Origin of the sequence: Bradyrhizobium rifense, assembly GCF_008123425.1 — a bacterium.
Taxonomy (GTDB): Bacteria; Pseudomonadota; Alphaproteobacteria; order Rhizobiales; family Xanthobacteraceae; genus Bradyrhizobium; species Bradyrhizobium rifense.
On sequence record NZ_VSSS01000020.1, the window covers coordinates 1 to 19,589 of the forward strand.

Sequence of the window (19,589 nt, forward strand, 5' to 3'; positions counted from 1 at the left end):
TTCGATCCAGGCGCTGTGGACTGCAGCTCAGCGAAAGCTGCCGCTCACCATCGTCGTCATCAACAATTCCGGCTACGGCGCGATGCGTTCGTTCAGCCAGGTAATGCAGGTACGCAACGTGCCTGGGCTGGAACTGCCGGGAATCGATTTCGTTCGGCTCGCCGAAGGCCTGGGCTGTCATGCGGTGCGGGTCAGCAAGGCCGCCGAGCTCGGCGAGGCGCTCAAACGCGGAATGGCGCACGAGGGCACCAGCCTTGTGGAGGTCGTCGTGGATTCGGCCGTGCCGGTGCTCTACGGGCAGAAGCATTGACGCGGCTACGCCGCCAAAAATCCCCCGTCCGCCGCCAGCACGTGGCCAACCACATACGACGACGCATCCGACGATAGCCACACCACGGCCTCCGCCACCTCCTCCGGGGTGCCCATGCGCCGCAACGGCAGGCCGGCGCCGACGGTTGCGACATCGCCGACGCCGGCGCTGAGCATCATGTCGGTGATGACACGGCCCGGTGCGACCGCGTTGATGCGGATTCCGCGCGGGGCGTTCTCCATCGCAGCCGAGCGGGTCAGCGAGATCGCGGCCGCTTTCGATGCCGAATAGAGCGAGAAGCCGGGATTGGGATTGCGCACGCCGCTGACGGAGGCATTGACCACGATACTGCCGCCACCATTCGCCAGCATCGCCGGCAGTTGATGGCGCAGGCAGAGAAACAGCGCGCGGACATTGGTGTCGAACACGCTGTCGTAGATCTCCATGCCCTGCTGCTCCAGCGGTGCACGGCGCTCCTGAAAACCGGCATTGTTGAAGGCGACGTCGAGACGGCCGCGGCGTTCAATGGCGGTGCTGACCAGACGTTCGACGTCGTCCTCTCGCGTGATATCGGTCTGGACCGCGATCGCATCTGCACCGAGCTCGCGACACGCTGCGGCGGTGGCTTCGATCTCGGCCTCGCGCCGGCCCGCGACAACAACCGCCGCGGCGCCCTCGGCCGCCATCCGCAGCGCAGTGGCGCGGCCGATGCCGCTGCCGCCGCCCGTGACGAGGCAAACCTTGCCCCGCATCCGCTCGCCGGTTGGCAAAGTTCCGCTCATGATACGGCTCATGGCCCCACTCCAAAACGCTTGCGCGCGCCGTTGCGCGCATATAGTTGTATGGTACAACTATATGCCGGGAGTCAAGATGGCCGAACTCGCGCTGATCGACGACATCCGCGCCGCCTCGCGGTTGATGGTGCGCGAGCTCGGCTTCATGGATGCGACGGTGGCGGCGTCGGACTATCCGCCCTCGGCCGTGCACACGATTTTGGAGATCGGCATCCGCGGCCCGCTGACCTCGGGCGAGCTCGGCGATTTCCTGCGCCTGGAGAAATCCAGCGTCAGCCGCATGGTGCGCAAGCTGATCGATTGCGGCGAGCTGCGGGAAACGCCGGATGAGCTTGATGCACGCATCAAGCTGCTGTCGCTGACCGCGAAGGGCCGGCGCACGCTGGAGGCGCTGCATGCGTTCGGCCGGCAGCAGGTGCGCTGCGCGCTGGCGGCGCTGACGGAGGCCGAGCAGCGCAAAGTGCGCGAGGGGATGATGCTCTATGCGCGGGCGTTGCGGGAGAGCCGGGTGGAGGATGAAGTGGAGTCGGTGGCATGAGGTTGCCGTAGCCCGGATGGAGCGCAACGCAATCCGGGGCCTTTCACGCTACTGAAAGACTGTCCCGGATTACGCTTCGCTCCATCCGGGCTACGAGATCGAGATCGCGGCAGCAGCCGCCCCTACTTCCCAAACTCCTCCCGCATCTTGGCCTGGATCTTCGCCATGCCGCCGATCCAGCGGTCGTAATTCTCGGTCTTCTTGCGCATGTAGCCGAGCACCTGGGAGTGCGGCAGGATCAGGAACGTCTCTTGCTCGAGGCCGGCGAGCACGTCCTTGGCGACCTGCTCGGGTGTGAGATCGCCGTCGCCGGATTGCGGGCCCTTCGGGATCGAGCGCAGCATGTTGGTGTCGACGCCCTGCGGGCAGAGAATCGAGACCTTGATATTGTCAGCCTTGTGCGAGATCGCGAGATTCTCGGCAAAGCCGACCGCGGCGTGCTTCGTGGTGGAATAGGCCGGGCTGCCGACCTGCGACAGCAGGCCCGCCGCCGAGATGGTGTTGAGGAAATAGCCGCCGCCGCGCGTCTTCATGCGGGGAATGAGATGCCGCGCCGCGTAGACATGCGCCATCACGTGGATCGCCCAGCTGCGCTGCCACGGTTCATCGGAGGCGCCGCCGGCATTGACCGACATCGGATCGAAGCCGCCGCCGATGCCGGCGTTGGAGCAGAACAACGCGATCGGACCGAACTGCCGCTCGGTCTCATCGATGACGTGGGCAATCTCTTTTTCTTGCGCGACGTCGCATCTGAACGCTGCGCCGTCCACCGTGGCAGCGACGGCTCTTGCGTTGGCGGCATCCATGTCCGCGACCACGACCTTGGCGGCCCCCGCCTTGTGAAAGGCCTCGCACAGCGCCTTGCCGATGCCGTTGGCGCCGCCCGTGACGACCACGACCTTGCCGGTCACCTGCATGCGACGTCTCCTCTTGTCTTGGACAGCTCTTTGGACAGCTTCTTGTTATGCCGTTTCGCGGAACTTGCTCAGCTCAACACGAGGTCGAGCACCGCGGTATAATGGCATGCCGCGCCGGCCAAGACAAAGCCGTGCCAGATCGCGTTCTGGAAGCGCAGCCGCCGCCAGGCGTGGAAGATCACGCCGAGGCTGTAGAGAATGCCGCCCGCCAGCACGAAGCCCAGTGCCAGCGCGGGCAGCGCCTTGACCACGGGGCCATAGAGCATCACGCCGCTCCAGCCCATCGCAAGATAGATGCCGACGGCGGCACGGTCGAACCGACCGGGATAGCGAAGCTTCAGCACGATGCCGACGATCGCGACACACCAGACGCAGACCAGCAGCGCCAGCGCGAACACGCTGTCCTTCACCTCCAGGATGAACGGCGTGTAGGTCGCGGCGATCAGGAGATAGATCGCCGAATGGTCGAACCGCCGCAGCAGCCATTTCACCGGCGAGACCGGCCAGAGATTATAGGATGCCGACAGCACCAGCATCGAGAGCAGGCCGGCGACGTAGACCGAGACGCCGACGATGTCGGTGGCATCGGCGTAGAGCACTGCCAGCACCACCAGCACCGTCGCGGCAACGATGCCGGCGAGGACACCGATCGCATGGATGATCCCGTCGGCTATCAGTTCGGCGCGGTCGTAGTGCCAGCCGACCGCGTCGGCCGCGGCATGGACGGAATCGGAGGCGAGCTGTTTCAGTTGGAAGACGGTCATGGCAATCCGCAAAGGCTTAAGACAATGTCTTCTTCTATGTGTGTTTCGGAACCGGCGCGTCGTTCAATCGGTTGATTTGCCGACAAAGGCGGTGGAAGTATGAAGCTTGATTTTCCCTACGCAACTGCCACTTTTGTGATCGGCTTCACTGTTCCGCCCGCCCGAGATCAATCACGTTCATATGGCATTCAGTTTTCAGGATATGGTCGAAGAGGCGCGCCTGTCGGCCCGGGCGCTGATTGACTATGGTGAGCACTTCTTTAACCCGACGGTGCGGCTTGGTGTCACCGGCCTGTCGCGAGCCGGTAAGACCGTATTTATCACCGCGCTGATCCATGGGCTGACGCGCGGCGGCCGGTTTCCGGTGTTCGAGGCCTATGCTTCGGGGCGCATCGCGCGGGCGCATCTGGCGCCGCAGCCGGACGACGCTGTGCCGCGTTTTTCCTATGAAAGCCATCTGCGCGCGCTGATCGAGGAGCGGCGCTGGCCGAGCTCGACCGTCGACGTCAGCGAGCTGCGTCTCGTCATCGACTATCAGCGCCCGAACGGCGCCGACCGCACATTGACGCTCGACATCGTCGACTATCCCGGCGAATGGCTGCTCGACCTGCCGTTGCTGCAGAAGAGTTTTGAGCAATGGTCGGCGGAAAGCCTGGCGCTGTCGCGCGAGGCGCCGCGCGCGCATCTTGCCGCAGACTGGCACGCCCATCTCGCCACGCTCAAGCCCGAAGCCCGCGAGGACGAACAGGCGACCCTCACCGCCGCAAAGCTCTTCACCGAATATTTGCGCGCCTGCCGCGACGAGCGGTTTGCGATGAGCCTGTTGCCGCCCGGCCGCTTCCTGATGCCCGGCAGTCTCGCCGACACGCCGGCGCTGACCTTCGCCCCGCTCGATGTACCCGCCGGTGGCCAGGCACCCGAGGGATCGCTGTGGGCGATGATGGTGCGCCGCTACGAGGCCTACAAGGACGTCGTGGTGCGGCCGTTCTTCAGGGATCATTTTGCCCGGCTTGATCGCCAGATCGTGCTGGCGGACGCGCTGTCCGCATTCAACTCGGGGCCCGAGGCGCTGCACGATCTCGAAGCGGCGCTGGCCGGCATTCTCGACTGCTTCAACATCGGCCGCAGCACGATCCTCTCCAGCCTGTTCCGGCCGCGCATCGACCGCATCCTGTTCGCGGCGACGAAGGCAGATCATCTGCATCATTCCAGCCACGACCGGCTCGAGGCCGTGCTGCGCCGTGCGGTGACCCGGGCGCTCGCGCGTGCGGAAAATACCGGCGCACAAATCGATGTGGTCGCCCTCGCCGCCGTCCGCGCCACCCGGGAGGCTCAGGTCACCCGTGGCCGCGACAAATTGCCTTCGATCCTGGGCACGCCGGCCGCAGGCGAAAGCGCCGGTGGTGAGTTCTTTGACGGCAACACGGAGGTCGCGACCTTTCCGGGCGACCTGCCGCTGGACCCCGAACCGCTGTTCAACGGCACCGATGCATTCCGCGGATTGTCGACACAAGCCGCCGAGACAAGCGATTTCCGCTTCCTGCGCTTCCGCCCGCCAAAGCTCGAACGCGACGGAATGGAAGAGCCCGCGCTGCCCCACATCCGCCTCGACCGTGCCTTGCAGTTCCTGATCGGAGACAAGCTCGCATGAACGACCGATCCCAGCCGCGGCGGCCAGCGACGTTCCGGCTCGACGATCCCGGCGTCGTCGTCACCGACGCCGATGAAACAAGCCGGCTCGGCCGCGCCACCATCCAGATCACGCCGGAGCCCGATCCGGCGACATTACCGGTGCCGATCGAAACGGCGCGCACCGCCCGGCGCGGTTTTCCCTGGGGCGTGCTGTTCTGGTCCGGCGTCGCCGGGTTGACACTGCTCGGCACCGGGCTCGGCGTCCTGCGCCTGATCGAGGATCTGTTTGCGCGCAGCGAGAGCCTTGGCTTCGTCGGGCTTGCGCTCGCCTTCGTCACAACGCTTGCGCTCGCGGTGGTGATCGGGCGCGAGGCGTTTGGACTCGCACGGCTTGCGACGATCGAAAAACTGCATCGGCGTGCCGCCGAGGTGCTCGCCAGCGACGATCGCAAGGAGAGCCGCGCCATCTTGCAGGATCTGATCGCGATTGCGCACCAGAACCCGCAGCTTGCCCGCGCCCGCGCCGCACTCGAAAGTCATTCCGGCGAGATCATCGACGGCGCCGACATGATCCGGCTTGCCGAGCGCGAGTTGATGTCGCCGCTGGATGCGGAGGCACGGCGGCTGGTGTCGTCGGCGGCGCAGCGCGTCTCGATCGTCACGGCGGTGTCGCCGCGCGCGCTGTTCGACGTGCTCTTCGTGTTCGTGGCCTCGCTGCGTCTGATCCGCCAGCTCGCCCGGCTCTATGGCGGCCGGCCCGGCGCGCTCGGCATGATCCGCCTGCTTCGCCACGTCATCGCCCATCTCGCCATCACCGGCGGTCTCGCCGCGAGCGACAGCCTCGTGCAGCAGATGCTCGGGCACGGGATTGCAGCAAAACTGTCGCAGCGGCTCGGTGAAGGCATGCTCAACGGGCTGCTGACGGCGCGGCTGGGATTGGCCGCGATCGATGTCACGAGGCCACTGCCGTTCGCAGCCTTGCCGCCGCCGAAGCTGTCGGATCTCGCGACGGATTTATTGCGAAGGAAAGAGGAAGAGGAGTAGCGGCGCTGTTCGCACCACGCGAACGGTGCACCCTCTCCCCTTGCGGGAGAGGGTGGCTCACCGCGTAGCGGTGAGACGGGTGAGGGGTACCTCTCCGCGAATGCCCCTCGCAGTCGTGTTCGCAGAGAGATACCCCTCATCCGGCGCTTCGCGCCACCTTCTCCCGCAAGGGGAGAAGGAAGAAGATCCGAGTTTGCCGCGCTAGGCGCGCGAACGCACTTCAAATTCCCCCGCCAGCACGCGCCACTGGAACAGCGGCGAGTCCTTTGGTGGCGAAAGCTCCGGGGTCCAGCCGGTGAGCTTGTCGATTGTGTAGGTGTCGATCAGGGCGCCGCGCCAGCGGCGTTCGACCTGCCCCAATGGTGCGCGCGTCGCGGGGATCGACTCCCAGAGATGCGAACGATCATCGGGCTGGCGACCGACATAGATCCCCGCCTGCCCCTTGATCCGGTCCATGCCGGGATCACGGAAATCCTGGAAGCGGCCGCGTTCGTTGATCTCGACCACCGGGACGCGGCCTCGGAACAGCCAGCGCATCATGGCATAGGTGCGGTAATCCGTGGTCGCGATCCAGGTCGCGCCGGTCTCATCCAGTGCGGCCTGCGCGCGCGCGGCGACCTGCTCGTAGCCGGCCTCGGCGCCGATCGGATCCATCTTGCCGAGGAAATTCCAGGGCGCCGCGACGTAATAGAGCAACACGATCACGACGAAGGCGATCCCCGACACCAGCGCCGCCTTCACCCAGAAGATGCACGACCGGATCATCCCCGCCGACCAGCCGTCCTCCGGCATCATCGCAAGGTTCACCGCGACGGCAGCGAAGCCGACCGGCCACATGAACATCGGCCAGGTGTCGCCAACCCTGAGCGTCAGTGACTTGAAGAAGAAATAGGCGAACGGCACCAGCACCGCGGTCGACAGCAGGATCGCAACCGGCTCGCGCCTGCGATAGCCGCGCCACACAGTCATCACGAGACCCAACAGCACCACAGGCAGCATGACAAAACCGACGAGGCCGAATTGCAGGCCGATAAAATCGCCGATGGTGCGCAGCGAGATGCCGTAATTGGCGGTGGCGCGCACGCCCTGGAAACGGAACGAGGCCCAGTCGTGCTGTGCGTTCCAGATCAGCACCGGCGAGAACATTGCGATGGCAATCAGTACCGCGAGATAAGGATAGGGACTGCGCAGCCAGCGCCAGCGCCAATCCGGCACCAGCAGAAACGCGGCGACGGCTGGCGCGAACATGATGGCGGTGAATTTCGACAGCAGCGACAGGCCGGCGAACAGGCCGGCCGCGAGCCACCAGCGTCCATCCCCGCTCTGCGTCAGCCGCACCAGCGACCACACCATCGCCACCGCAAACGGGATCATGGCGACGTCGGGGGCGATCTTGGCCATCAGCAGGCCGTAATAGAGCGCGGCCTCCGGCATCAGCACCGCAACCACAATCGCGCGCACATCATGGGTGAGGCGGCGGACGATGTCTGCCAGCAAAAGCTGGGTCACCAGCATCGCAACGATGCCGCCAAAGCGGACCCCAAGCACGGTGTCGCCGAAAATCGCGGTGCCAAAGCGGATCAGCCAGGCGATGCCGGGCGGATGATCGAGGAAGCTCAGCGCCGCCTCCTTCGACCAGGTCCAATAGTAGGCCTCGTCGGTGCGCAGCTCGATCGCGGAGGCATAGACGATGCGCAGCACCGTCATCGCGGCGATCACCAGCGCGGCCATGACAAGCGGCCGGCGCGCCGCGCCGTTGGGCTTCACGATGATGTCCGGAGCGATCGTCACGGCCGCGCTTTTCCCTGAGTTGGGAGGGGGAGTCAATGTGGCGGGTGTTGCCGGCTATGTCGGCCGTCCCTGGCGAGAATCCGTAGGGTGGGCAAAGGCGCTCTTGCGCCGTGCCCACCATTTCCCCTCACTCCCGATGGTGGGCACGCTTCGCTTTGCCCACCCTACGAGACTTACCGTTACGTAACCTTGTCGCTTATGTGATCCGTCTGGCCCCTCGCCCGCGGAATTTAACTCTCCGCTGGCTGTTCTCCTCAGTGAACTGATACAACCGAATCATGGCCGCCACCGCCCTTTCACGATTGCCCGAACTCGTCCGCTCGACCAGCGCGCGGCAGGTGCGGCTGGTCTGCGGCGTGATCCTGTTCGCTTACGTGGTCAGCCATTTCCTCAACCATGCGCTCGGCAACATCTCGGTCGATGCCATGCAGATCGGGGTCTATTACCACACGAGTTTCTGGCAGTTCCTGCCCGTCGCGATCGTGTTCTATGGCGCAGCCCTGACCCATATGGGGCTCGGAATCTATGCGCTGTACCAGCGCCGCCAGTTCCGCTGGCGGACGATCGAGCCGCTGCAGCTGGTGCTGGGGCTGAGCATTCCCGCGCTGGTGATGGCGCATGTGATCGGCGTGCGACTCGGCCACACGCTGTACGGCCACGAGAAACTCTATCCGCAGGAGCTCTATCTGTTCTTCGTCGTGTCATCCGGCCGGCTCTGGGGCATGACGATCCTGCTCATCATTGCCTGGGTGCACGGCTGCATCGGCATCTTTTTCTGGCTCCGGCTCAAACCGTTCTTCATCCGCGCGGCGCCGTATTTGCTGGCGGCAGCCGTGCTGATCCCGACGCTGGCGCTGCTCGGCATCTACCAGGGTGGCCGCAGCGTCGCCGCCGAAAGCGAGGACGGCGAGTGGCGTCCGCATAATTTCACGCAGCGCCAGGTCGGCACGGTCGCGGAGGCCGATACGCTCGACCGCATCACCGGCGGACTGACGATGGGTTACATCGGCCTGCTCGGGCTGGTGCTGCTCGGGCGCGGTGTGCGCGGCTGGCGTGAGCGGCGCGGTGGCATGATCGCGCTGTCCTATGGCAACGGCAAGACGGTGCGCGTGCCTAAGGGCCTCTCCGTGCTGGAAGCCAGCCTGCGCCACAACGTGCCGCATGCCAGCGTCTGCGGCGGCCGCGCCCGCTGCTCGACCTGCCGCATCCGCATCATCGGCGACCACGGCACCTTGCCCGAGCCGTCGCAGCGCGAGGCCTTCGTGCTGGCCCGCGTTGGCACCGCCGATCCCTCGATCCGGCTGGCCTGCCAGTTGCGACCTAACACCGACCTCTCCTTCTTCCAGCTGTTCATGCCGCACATGCTCTCGGCTAATTCGCAGGCCTCCTCGCCTGCGCGAATCGGGCAGGAACGCTATCTCGTCAGCCTGTTCGTGGACATGCGCGGCTCGACGCAGTTGGCCGAGAAGCGGCTGCCGTTCGACACCGTCTTCATCGTCAATCGCTTCCTCGGCGCGGTGTCGCAGGCCGTGATCGAGAATGGCGGCCAGCCGAACCAGTTCGTCGGCGACGGCATGCTGGCGCTGTTCGGCCTCACCAGCGATCCGCAGACCGCCTGCCGGCAAGCATTAAAGGCGGTGGCCGCCATCGCGACCCATGTGGACGAGCTCAACGAGCTCTTGAGCCACGATCTGCGCCAGCCGATCCGCTTCGGCATCGGCGTCCACGGCGGCGAGGTCATCATCGGCGACATCGGCTACCGCGACCACATCGTCTTCACCGCGCTCGGCGACGCCGTGAACGTCGCGGCCCGGCTTCAGGACATGACCAAGACGCTGGCCTGCGAGGCGATCGTCTCCGAGGAGGTCCGCCGTACCGCCGGGCTTCACGACGATGCGCTGCCGCAGCAGGAGGTCACGATCCGCGGCCGCGACGAGCCGATGGTGGTGCGCGTCATCACCGACACCAGGACATTGTCCGCCCTCATCGCCGGCGGCGAGCGCGTCGCGGCGTAACACCGCGTTGTTGCAGCGCAATGGCATGGGCTTGCTGCGAAAGCACGAATTGACTTCGCCCGAGTCGTTGCGACAGATGAGCGCGGGTCTCGCGGTGATGACCGCGAGCCAACGAAAAGCTCCGGGAGGAGACTCAATGTTCGATCGACGCGACCTGCTCAAAGGAGCGGGACTTAGCGCTATTGCCGCCGCACTGAACTCAACCAAAGCCCTCGCACTGGACACCGTCACGCTGCCCTTCGCCAATGGCGAGCGGCCGCTGGTGAAATATCCGCAGAAGCGGCCGATGATCGGGCTGACCAGCCGACCGCCGCAGCTCGAGACGCCGTTTGCGATATTCAACGGCGGCCCGATCACGCCAAACAACGCATTCTTCGTGCGCTATCACCTCGCCGACCTCCCCTACAATCTCGATCCCGACAAGTTCACGCTCGAGGTGAAAGGCAAGGTCGACAAGCCGCTCAAGCTGTCGCTGAAGGACATCAGGAGGATGAAGGCGACCGAGATCGTCGCCGTCAACCAGTGCTCCGGCAACAGCCGCGGCCTCGTGGAGCCGCGCGTCGCCGGCGGCCAGCTCGGCAATGGCGCGATGGGCAATGCACGCTGGCGCGGCGTGCCGCTGAAGGCGGTGCTCGACATGGCGGGCGTGCAGGCCGGCGCCAAGCAGGTCGTATTCGCCGGCATGGACGGGCCGGTGAGCGACAAGACGCCTGACTTCGCCAAGGCGCTCGACCTCGCTCACGCCACCGACGGCGAGGTGATGCTGGCCTATGGCATGAACGGCGACGATTTGCCGTTCCTCAACGGCTTTCCGCTGCGCCTGGTCGTGCCCGGCTATTACGGCACCTACTGGGTCAAGCACCTCAACGAGATCACCGTCGTCGACAGCGTCTATGACGGCTTCTGGATGAAGTCGGCCTATCGCATTCCGGACACGCCGGACAATTCGGTCGCGCCCGGCACCGCGCCGAAGGCGACGATCCCGATCAACCGCTTCACCATCCGCTCCTTCATCACCAGCGTGACTGATGGCGCCAAGCTGAAGGCGGGACGCACGACGCTGCGCGGCATCGCCTTCGACGGCGGCAAGGGCATCAAGGACGTGTCGGTCTCCACCGATGGCGGCAAAACCTGGGCTCCCGCCAAGCTCGGCAAGGATCTCGGCAACTACTCATTCCGCGAATGGAAGCTGCCGGTGAAGCTCGCCGCGGGCCAGGTCGAGCTCAGGGTGCGCGCCACCAGCAATTCCGGCGAGACGCAGCCAGAGACGCCGCGCTGGAACCCGGCGGGTTATTTGCGCAACGTCGTCGAAACCGTCCGCGTCAGCGTGGCCTAAAGGAGAATGATCATGCAGCGCACCGTTCTCCTCGCCATCACACTTGCCGTCGCCACTGCTGTGGGTTCTGCCATCGCGGCGCCGGTCGATTACAAGACGCCGGATGAGGTTGCAGCCTTCAAGCCCGGCGCCAATCTCGAGGTTGTTCAGGGCAATTGCGCCGCCTGCCACTCGTCCGACTACATCGCCACGCAGCCGCCGATGAAGGACAAGAAAGCGTTTTGGCAGGCCGAGGTGACCAAGATGATCAAGGTCTATGGCGCACCGATCGACGATGCCGACGTCGGCAAGATCGTGGATTATCTGGCCGCGACTTATTGACGGAGGGCGCGGTGCGTCCGGGACAATTGACCGCGAAACGGGCAAAACCGGTAAAAACGCCGCGAAGTTGAGCGAATTTCCGCGAAATGCCGATGTGGTTTGATCTACCAAGCCCGCCACATTCCGCGTATCCTGTTAGGACCGAACCGGCCGGTTGGCGGGGACTGGCGGTTCGCGATCTCGGAGGAAGACCCGCGGAGAAGACGTGATGGCTAAAGGTACGGTCAAGTGGTTCAATCCGACGAAGGGTTATGGGTTTATCCAGCCTGCGTCGGGCGGCAAGGATGTGTTCGTGCATATCTCGGCAGTGCAGAAGGCCGGTCTGTCCTCCCTCAACGAGGGCCAGACGGTTGAGTATGAAGAGATCGCAAACCGGGGCAAGACGTCCGCAGAGAACCTCAAAGTATAAGCCCGCCAGCCTTCGCTGCCTCCCGGATTTGTCCGGGAGTTGGGCCAAGAAAATTTTAGAAGACGATCAGTGCATTCGACGACAGGCGTTGCGACTGCGCGCGGAAACTATTTGCCCGTAGAGATCGCCGATCAACGCCGCAGCAGTGACAATCGCGACCGCATTTCGTCAGCCAACCGGCAACGGTGCGTCGCGCTTGATCTCCTCCATCACCGCATAGGTGCGCGTCTCGCGCACACCCGGCATCGACAGCAAGGTCTCGCCGAGGAAGCGCCGATACGCGCTCATGTCGGCCAGCCGCGCCTTCACTAGATAGTCGAAGCCTCCGGCAACCATGTGACACTCCAGCACTTCGGGCGCGAGTTTTACTGCGCGCGCAAAACGCTCGAAATTGTCAGGCGTGGTCTTGTCGAGCAGCACCTCGACGAACACCAGCAGGCCGAGACCAAGCAGGTGCGGATTGAGCCGCGCCCCATAGCCCTCGACGAAACCCTCGCGCTGCAGGCGCTTCAGCCGCTCGCCGATCGAGGTCGGCGACAGCCCGATGCGCTCGGCCAGCTCGACATTGGCGATTCGCCCATCCTCCTGCAAAATCGAGAGGATCTTCCGGTCGATTCGATCGAGTTCCATATTTTATGCGGTTGTCTTGCCAGTACCCTTCATTTCCTAAGGCAAATTGGCTATCTTGTCTATCGAACTACGGTAACGCGGGCTTTATCCTGATTTGAGCTACAGGACACGCCATGCCGAACATCCCGCCGCCCTTCTCCGCCCCCTACGCGCCCGATGATGCCGACATCGCTGCGCGCCTGCTGGCGTCGGCACATCTCAGCCCGCCGCAGGAAGCGCGGATCGACCGCACCGCGACCCGGCTGATCGAGGCGATCCGCAAGCGCGACGACCGGCTTGGCGGGGTCGAGGACATGCTGCGCGAGTTCGCGCTCTCGACCAAGGAGGGCCTCGCCCTGATGGTGCTGGCGGAAGCGCTGCTGCGCGTGCCCGACGCGCGCACAGCCGACCAGTTCATCGAGGACAAGCTCGGCGAGGGCGATTTCATCCATCACGAGACCAAGTCCACGGCGTTCCTGGTCAACGCCTCGGCCTGGGCGCTGGGCCTGTCGGCGCGCGTGATCCAGCCCGGCGAGACGCCCGACGGCACGATCGGCCGTCTCGTGAAGCGGCTGGGCGCGCCGGCCGTGCGCACCGCCACGCGCCAGGCGATGCGGCTGATGGGCAATCATTTCGTGCTCGGCGAGACCATCGAGCAGGCGCTGGAGCGGGGTAAGCCGCGCTCCGGCCAGAAGCCGCGCTACTCCTTCGACATGCTCGGCGAAGGCGCGCGCACGGCGGCCGACGCCAGGCGCTATTTCGACGCCTATGCCAGTGCGATCGAAACCATCGGCAAGGCGGCGGGCAATCACCCCCTACCCGACCGGCCCGGTATCTCCGTGAAACTCTCGGCGCTGCATCCGCGCTTCGAGGCGATCAGCCGCGCGCGCGTGATGGCCGAGCTGGTGCCGCAACTGCTGGATCTGGCCCGGCGCGCCAGGGTGTACGACCTCAACTTCACCGTCGATGCCGAGGAAGCCGACCGGCTGGAGCTGTCGCTCGACGTCATCGCGGCAACGCTCGCCGATCCCTCGCTTGGGGGTTGGGACGGCTTTGGACTCGCAATCCAGGCCTATCAGAAGCGCGCCAGCGCGGTGATCGACTATGTCCACGAGCTTGCGCAGGCGCACGACCGCAAGCTGATGGTGCGGCTGGTCAAGGGCGCCTATTGGGACACCGAGATCAAACGCGCGCAGGAGCGCGGGCTCGACGGCTATCCGGTGTTCACCCGCAAGGCGATGACGGATCTGAATTACGTCGCCTGCGCGCAGAAGCTTTTGAGTCTGCGGCCGCGCATTTTCCCGCAATTTGCCACCCACAACGCGCTCACGGTCGCGGCCGTGCTGGAGCTCGCCGGCGATGCTGGCTCCTTCGAATTCCAGCGCCTGCACGGCATGGGCGAGGCGCTCTACGAGCAGCTCGCCAAGAATCACCCCGATATCGCCTACCGCACCTATGCGCCGGTCGGCAGCCATCGCGACCTGCTCGCCTATCTGGTGCGACGGCTGCTCGAGAACGGCGCCAACTCCTCTTTCGTGGCGCAGGCGGCCGACTACCGCGTCCCGGTCCCGGCGCTTTTGAAGCGTCCGGCCGATCTCATCGTCCGTCCCGATCACGCGCATCACGCCAAGATCCCGCTGCCGGGTGATCTCTTTGCGCCGGAGCGGCATAATTCAGGCGGGATCGAATTCGGCGAGCGCGCGGCCCTCGACCGGTTGCTCGCCGACGTCAAGGCCGAGACGACCAATCTCAAACCGGTCACTGATGCAACGCCCGAACAGGCGGGCGCGGCGATTGCCGCAGCGCGCGCGGGCTTTGTGGCCTGGAGCCGGACGCCAGCAGCCACACGCGCAGCAGCGCTGGAGCAGGCCGCGCATCTCCTGGAGAGTCGCAGCGCGCACTTCATCGCATTGCTTCAGCGCGAGGGCGGCAAGACGCTCGACGACGCGCTCTCCGAGCTGCGCGAAGCCGCCGATTTCTGCCGCTATTATGCCGCACAGGGCCGAAAGCTGTTCGGTAGCGAAGTCGCGATGCCGGGCCCGACCGGCGAGAGCAACGCGCTCGCCATGCGCGGCCGCGGCGTGTTTGTCGCGATCTCACCGTGGAATTTTCCGCTGGCGATTTTCCTGGGCCAGGTCGCCGCTGCACTGATGGCCGGCAACAGCGTCGTTGCAAAGCCCGCCGAGCAGACGCCGCGCATCGCGCGCGCCGCGGTCGCCCTGCTGTACGAGGCCGGCATCCCCACAAGCGCGCTGCATCTCGTCACCGGCGACGGCCGCATCGGCGCGGTGCTGACCGCACATCCCGATATTGCCGGCGTCGTCTTCACCGGCTCGACCGAGGTTGCGCGTCACATCAACCGGACGCTCGCCGCCAAGGACGGACCGATCGTGCCGCTGATCGCGGAAACCGGCGGCATCAACGCCATGATCGCCGATGCCACCGCGCTGCCCGAGCAGGTCGCCGACGATGTCGTCACCTCCGCGTTCCGCTCCGCAGGCCAGCGCTGCTCGGCGCTGCGGCTGCTGTTCGTGCAGGAGGACGTCGCCGACCGCATGATCGAGATGATCGCGGGCGCCGCGCGCGAGTTGAAGATCGGCGACCCCAGCGAGGTCTCGACCCATGTCGGCCCGGTGATCGACGCCGAAGCCAAGCAGCGGCTCGACACGCACATCGCGCGGATGAAGACGGAGGCGCGGCTGCACTTTGCAGGCGCAGCGCCAGAGGGCTGCTTCGTCGCACCGCATATCTTCGAACTCAAGGACGCCGGCCAGCTCACCGAGGAGGTGTTCGGCCCGATCCTGCATGTGGTGCGTTACCGCGCCGAGACCCTCGCGCGAGTCCTGCAAGCGATCGAGCGCACCGGCTACGGGCTGACTCTCGGAATCCACTCCCGCATCGACGACACGGTCGAGGCCATCATCGACCGTGTCCAGGTCGGCAACATCTACGTCAACCGCAACATGATCGGCGCCGTAGTCGGCGTCCAGCCGTTCGGCGGCAACGGCCTGTCCGGCACCGGCCCCAAGGCCGGCGGCCCGCACTATCTGGCACGCTTCGCCACCGAGCAGACCGTGACCATCAACACCGCTGCCGCCGGCGGCAACGCCGCGCTGCTCGCCGGCGAGGCGCACGCACCCTAACGGGAGATGTAGCCCGCGGCCTCCGGCTTGAACCGATAGATCAGATAGGGCGTCTTGTTCTCTGCCTTTCCGTTGTGAAACATCGCGGCTGCAGAGACCTGGGACGCGGAGACGTACATGTACCCGTCGGGAGACGCCGTAATGCCGTCCGGCCACACCATGTCGGGGTCATTGAGATAGGTTCGATATTTCCGGTCCGCCCCGATGATGCCGATCGACTTCGATTCGACGGCGGTCAGGTAGATGTTGCCCGCGTAATCGATGGATAGCCCGCCATTGTTCGGCTTGTCGGAGTAGCGTTCGACCCTCTTGCTCAATTCCTCAGAGCCGAGCTTCTCGTTACTGAGGTCGGCGGCTTTGATCCGATAGAGAGATCGGCCGCTGAGTGGAGCGAAGTAGACCCACTCCGAGTTGACGTCCATCGTGATGCCGTCACAGCCGACCTTGATGACGGACTGCTTGCCGTCCTTGCCCGGCACGGTCAGATCGTTGCCGTCCACCGTGATCGGGATATTTTCCGGAACGGTCGATCGATCGCCATCCAGCACGCGCCGCGCGGCGCCGGTGTCCATGTCGATCACGATGATCGCCGCGTGAGAGCCGTCGCCTCCCGGCCCGATGTTTTCGTCGGCAATGTAGAATTTGCGATGCTTCTGATCGATCACGATGTCCTGCGGCTGAGATCCCGCCACCGTCACCGGCTCCGGCATATAATAGATTCGCTCGAGCTTGTTCGCCCGCGTATTCCAGCCGACGAGCTTTGGCGTAATCCGGGTTCGAAAACCCATATCGATGATCCATACCACTCCACTTTCGTCGGATCGCAAACCCAGCACGTTGTCGAGGTACTGATCCGTTCCCTTCCTTGGCGCGTTCCACTCGGCATTCGGAAAGGGCTCGAAAGTCGTCGGCGATGTGAGCCTGGCTACTCTCAGGTCGGGCTCATAGAATGGATGGTGACTGAAGATCAGCTGATTGTCCGGCGTGAACGCAATGTTGCCGACGGACTGCGGCAGTCTGGCGAAGATCTCCGCCTTGCCACCCCGGTCCTCGGCCTGCGCCGCTCCACCCAGACATGCAGCGGCTATCGAAGCACAGATCAGATTACGCCTCACAGTTTTCATGTGTCTCACTCCCCTGGTCGTTATTGTTGTTTATGAAGGCTTGGATGTTTCGAGGACCGCAGCTTCCGCCCGCATGTGGCAGTCGCCGACTTGTCCGAACCACCGTTAGCCGCTAGCCTCAGATCTTGCGATACGCACAAGAATTGCCACTAGTATCGAAAAGGATACCGTCATGGCCAAACCTCGGCATTCGCGCTTCGATTGCGCCCCAGGCTGCACGGTCGAAGCCGCCATCAGCCTCATCGATGGAAAATGGAAATGCGTCATCCTCTTCCACCTTCTGGAAGGGACGGTTCGCTTCAACGAGATCAAGCGGCGCATTCCCGCCGTCACGCATCGGACTCTTACAAACCAACTCCGCGAACTCGAAGTGGACGGATTGATTGTACGAACGGTCTATCCGCAGGTGCCGCCGAAGGTGGAATACAGTCTGTCAGAGTTGGGAAGAAGCATGACGCCTGTGCTGACGGCGTTGAAGGCCTGGGGAGACTCCAACATCGGCTTATTCAGCAACCGCGTGTCCGTCGCGGCCTGATGCGCGACGCCATCTCACTCATCGCGTTTGTCGGCTACAGACAGGTGTCGTCCTTGCTGCCGCGCCCGGAGCTGCCGCAAGGGGTGCGCTTCGAGAGTTGCTGGATCTTCAGCTTGGACTGGGTCTGCGCCGCGATATCGAACACGTTGGCCGGATTCATCTGGGTGGCGCTGCGATAGTCGCCGGTTGCCTTGTCCACATCGCCCTTGGCCTCGTAGACGCCCGCGCGCGCGAAATAACGCTCGATTGTCGGCTTCTGCGCGATCGCCTTGCCGAGATCGTCCAGTGCCTTGTCGTATTGCTTCATCGACGTGAAGGCGATGCCGCGCAGGCTGAGCGCGTCCGCATCGTTCGGCCGCGTCCCCAACACAAGATTGAGATCGGTCATGGCGCCGGCGGCGTCCTTCTTGCCGAGATAGGCTCGCGCGCGGAGCGTTCGCACGAACGCATCGAAGGCGGGCTCCTTGCTGATGATCTGATCAAGCGCGACGATCGCACGGTCATATTGCCCGGAGAGCAGCATCGCCAGCCCCTGGCCGAGTTCGGCGACCTGGTTGTTGGGATTGCGATCGAGCGCGTTCTTGACGTCGACCAGGCCCTCCGCGTTGTTGCCCTTCAGTAGCAACACCAGCCCGCGGGCGGCGCGCGCGGTGTCGTTGACGGGATTGAGAACCAGGGAACGGTCGAAATCGACGACGGCCTTGTCGATCTGGTTGAGCCCCATATAGGCCTGACCGCGTTCGGAGAAGGCCATGTAGTCCTTGTCGTTGAGCGAGATCGAGCGGTCGAAATCGGCGAGAGCGTCCTGGAATTTTCCGGTCAGGCGGTACGCCATGCCGCGGCAGATATAGGCGGCCGCATCATTCGGATTGACGCTGAGCGCCTGATTGGCATCGGCCGTGGCCTGGTCGAACTGCTTCAGGCCGAGCGACGCCACGGCATGGGACACCAGCAAGGGTCCATCGTTCGGCTTCATCCTCAGCAGGGTATCGATGTCGATCCGCGCCTCCGCGAAATGAGACAGCGACAGATTCGCGGCAACCCGGAGTCTTAGCGCGGCCTGGTTGCGCGGATCAGCCGCCAGCACCGAGTTCAAGCGCGGCAGCGCTTCGGCATATTTCTTCTGCGTCATCAATTGCGCCGCCTCGGTCAAAGACGGCGGCGTCGCCGGGAACGTCCCTTTCGGTATTGTCGCCATCGGGACCGTCGCTTGCGGCGCGACAGCCGCCGGGGCGGCGGCGGCCTCATTGGGTGCCGTAGCAGCGGGCTGTCCGCCATGCACCTTCGCAAGCTCGGCCTGCATGGCGATAGCGGACTGCTTCTGCTGCTGCGCGGCCGGGTCGTTCGGGGCCACCGACAGCACCTTGTCGAAATCCGCGATCGCGCGCGCATAGTCGCCCTTGGAGCTGAACAGCTGTCCCCGCGCGAAATAGGAGGCACGATCGGGCTGCGGCGTCTGCGCGATCGCACGCGAAAAATCCTCGATGGCGTGCTCGATGTCGCCCTTGCGGCGATAGACCTGGCCGCGCCAGAAGAAGGCGTTGGGCAGGCTCGCACTCATCGAGATCGCAGTGTTGAGGTCGCTCATGGCCTGGTCGAGCTGCGACGTCTCGACATAGGTCCGCGCGCGCCCGACATAGGCCAACGCGAAGTCCTGCCGCAGGCTGATGGCCTGGGTAAAATCCGCGGCAGCGTCGGTCCATTGCTTCTGGTCGATTTTCACCCCGCCGCGCGAGGCAAACGCATTCGGGCTCTTGGGGTCGAGCTCGATGGCCTGGTTGATGTCGGCGAGCGCGCCGTCAAGATTGCCTTTGCGCTGCCGGGCGAATCCGCGCGACAGCAGAGCGGGCACGGATTTCTGGTTGAGCTGGACCGCAGCATCGGCGTCTGCCAGCCCCGCATCGAGGTTGGCGCGCCCCATGAAGACACGCGATCTGTTCACATAGGCGCGCAACCGCTCGTCGGCAGCGCGCGACTGGTCGTTGATGATGGCCGTGCAGCCGGCCTCGACCTTCTCGGACGGCGGGCCGTTACAGTCTTCGAGATCGCCTGCCAGGGCCAGACCGGGCATGCCGCACAGGATCGTGAACGCGGCCGATACCATCAGGCGAACGAACGGGATCGACATGAGCGGATCCTTGAACGAAGGCGCGCCGGCCCGGCGAGATTGGACAGGCGCAGAAGCTGTACAACCGGGGCGAGCCGATTGCCATAACCGTCTGGCATGACGACCCCGAGAAAGCGATGGCCGGACGGCGTTGCATCCCGCCGGAACATCGGTCAAATGGTTGGGCTGTCAGGGATTAC

General features: G+C 64.7%; 17 protein-coding genes. 10 read left to right on the forward strand and 7 right to left on the reverse strand.

Annotation, left to right across the window (positions count from 1 at the left end):
• Positions 1-310, forward strand: a 310-nt coding sequence (locus FXB40_RS11715; RefSeq protein ID WP_246207550.1) for a thiamine pyrophosphate-dependent enzyme, incomplete at its 5' end; no start/stop codon positions are given.
• A gap of 5 nt (positions 311-315) precedes the next feature.
• Here the strand turns inward: FXB40_RS11715 and FXB40_RS11720 are convergent.
• A complete protein-coding gene (locus FXB40_RS11720) occupies positions 316-1,092 on the reverse strand; it encodes an SDR family NAD(P)-dependent oxidoreductase (RefSeq protein WP_148772460.1) in 777 nt (258 codons plus the stop codon).
• Between the two features lie 88 nt (positions 1,093-1,180).
• Between FXB40_RS11720 and FXB40_RS11725 the strand changes: the two genes are divergently transcribed.
• Positions 1,181-1,642 carry a MarR family winged helix-turn-helix transcriptional regulator gene (locus tag FXB40_RS11725; RefSeq protein WP_187436814.1) on the forward strand — a complete coding sequence of 154 codons (462 nt, stop codon included), beginning with the start codon at positions 1,181-1,183 and terminating at the stop codon, positions 1,640-1,642.
• A gap of 122 nt (positions 1,643-1,764) precedes the next feature.
• On the opposite strand, the gene FXB40_RS11730 is transcribed toward FXB40_RS11725, so the two are convergent.
• Entirely contained in the window at positions 1,765-2,559 is a 795-nt protein-coding gene (locus FXB40_RS11730; protein WP_148772363.1) for an SDR family oxidoreductase, read from the reverse strand.
• Positions 2,560-2,627: 68 nt separating this feature from the next.
• Positions 2,628-3,323 (reverse strand): PAQR family membrane homeostasis protein TrhA, encoded by a 696-nt coding sequence (trhA, locus tag FXB40_RS11735; RefSeq protein ID WP_148772364.1) that lies wholly within the window; start codon positions 3,321-3,323, stop codon positions 2,628-2,630.
• 181 nt (positions 3,324-3,504) lie between these two features.
• Between trhA and FXB40_RS11740 the strand changes: the two genes are divergently transcribed.
• Together FXB40_RS11740 and FXB40_RS11745 are read left to right on the forward strand one after the other, a co-directional pair.
• Positions 3,505-4,974, forward strand: a complete 1,470-nt coding sequence (locus tag FXB40_RS11740) for a YcjX family GTP-binding protein (RefSeq protein ID WP_148772365.1) — start codon at positions 3,505-3,507, stop codon at positions 4,972-4,974.
• On the forward strand, positions 4,971-5,999 hold the full coding sequence (locus FXB40_RS11745) for a YcjF family protein (protein ID WP_148772366.1): 1,029 nt from the start codon (positions 4,971-4,973) through the stop codon (positions 5,997-5,999). The genes FXB40_RS11740 and FXB40_RS11745 overlap by 4 nt, the downstream gene beginning before the upstream one ends.
• A gap of 201 nt (positions 6,000-6,200) precedes the next feature.
• Here the strand turns inward: FXB40_RS11745 and FXB40_RS11750 are convergent, their stop codons facing one another.
• Positions 6,201-7,730, reverse strand: coding sequence for a glycosyltransferase family 39 protein (locus FXB40_RS11750; protein WP_148772461.1), 1,530 nt, complete (start codon positions 7,728-7,730; stop codon positions 6,201-6,203).
• A 338-nt stretch (positions 7,731-8,068) separates the two neighbouring features.
• On the opposite strand from FXB40_RS11750, the gene FXB40_RS11755 reads away from it, so the two are divergent.
• The 4 genes from FXB40_RS11755 (at position 8,069) to FXB40_RS11770 (ending at position 11,871) form a co-directional block, all read left to right on the forward strand.
• Entirely contained in the window at positions 8,069-9,805 is a 1,737-nt protein-coding gene (locus tag FXB40_RS11755; RefSeq protein WP_148772367.1) for an adenylate/guanylate cyclase domain-containing protein, read from the forward strand.
• Positions 9,806-9,941: 136 nt separating this feature from the next.
• On the forward strand, positions 9,942-11,141 hold the full coding sequence (gene sorA, locus FXB40_RS11760; RefSeq protein ID WP_148772368.1) for a SorA family sulfite dehydrogenase catalytic subunit: 1,200 nt from the start codon (positions 9,942-9,944) through the stop codon (positions 11,139-11,141).
• A gap of 12 nt (positions 11,142-11,153) precedes the next feature.
• Positions 11,154-11,462, forward strand: a complete 309-nt coding sequence (gene sorB / locus FXB40_RS11765) for a SorB family sulfite dehydrogenase c-type cytochrome subunit (protein ID WP_187436815.1) — start codon at positions 11,154-11,156, stop codon at positions 11,460-11,462.
• Positions 11,463-11,670: 208 nt separating this feature from the next.
• Positions 11,671-11,871, forward strand: coding sequence for a cold-shock protein (locus tag FXB40_RS11770; RefSeq protein WP_008134691.1), 201 nt, complete (start codon positions 11,671-11,673; stop codon positions 11,869-11,871).
• A gap of 168 nt (positions 11,872-12,039) precedes the next feature.
• Here the strand turns inward: FXB40_RS11770 and FXB40_RS11775 are convergent, their stop codons facing one another.
• A complete protein-coding gene (locus tag FXB40_RS11775; RefSeq protein ID WP_148772370.1) occupies positions 12,040-12,501 on the reverse strand; it encodes an Lrp/AsnC ligand binding domain-containing protein in 462 nt (153 codons plus the stop codon).
• A gap of 113 nt (positions 12,502-12,614) precedes the next feature.
• On the opposite strand from FXB40_RS11775, the gene putA reads away from it, so the two are divergent.
• Positions 12,615-15,623 carry a bifunctional proline dehydrogenase/L-glutamate gamma-semialdehyde dehydrogenase PutA gene (gene putA / locus FXB40_RS11780; RefSeq protein WP_148772371.1) on the forward strand — a complete coding sequence of 1,003 codons (3,009 nt, stop codon included), beginning with the start codon at positions 12,615-12,617 and terminating at the stop codon, positions 15,621-15,623.
• On the opposite strand, the gene FXB40_RS11785 is transcribed toward putA, so the two are convergent.
• Positions 15,620-16,747, reverse strand: a complete 1,128-nt coding sequence (locus tag FXB40_RS11785; protein ID WP_148772372.1) for an L-dopachrome tautomerase-related protein — start codon at positions 16,745-16,747, stop codon at positions 15,620-15,622. The genes putA and FXB40_RS11785 overlap by 4 nt on opposite strands.
• Positions 16,748-16,919: 172 nt before the next feature.
• Here FXB40_RS11785 and FXB40_RS11790 point away from each other — a divergent pair, with 172 nt between their 5' ends.
• Positions 16,920-17,282 (forward strand): winged helix-turn-helix transcriptional regulator, encoded by a 363-nt coding sequence (locus tag FXB40_RS11790; protein ID WP_148772373.1) that lies wholly within the window; start codon positions 16,920-16,922, stop codon positions 17,280-17,282.
• Between the two features lie 34 nt (positions 17,283-17,316).
• Here FXB40_RS11790 and FXB40_RS11795 read toward each other — a convergent pair whose 3' ends face one another.
• The gene (locus FXB40_RS11795) at positions 17,317-19,410 is read right to left on the reverse strand and encodes a tetratricopeptide repeat protein (protein ID WP_148772374.1); all 2,094 of its coding nucleotides are present in this window, start codon (positions 19,408-19,410) and stop codon (positions 17,317-17,319) included.
• Positions 19,411-19,589: the final 179 nt, after the last annotated feature.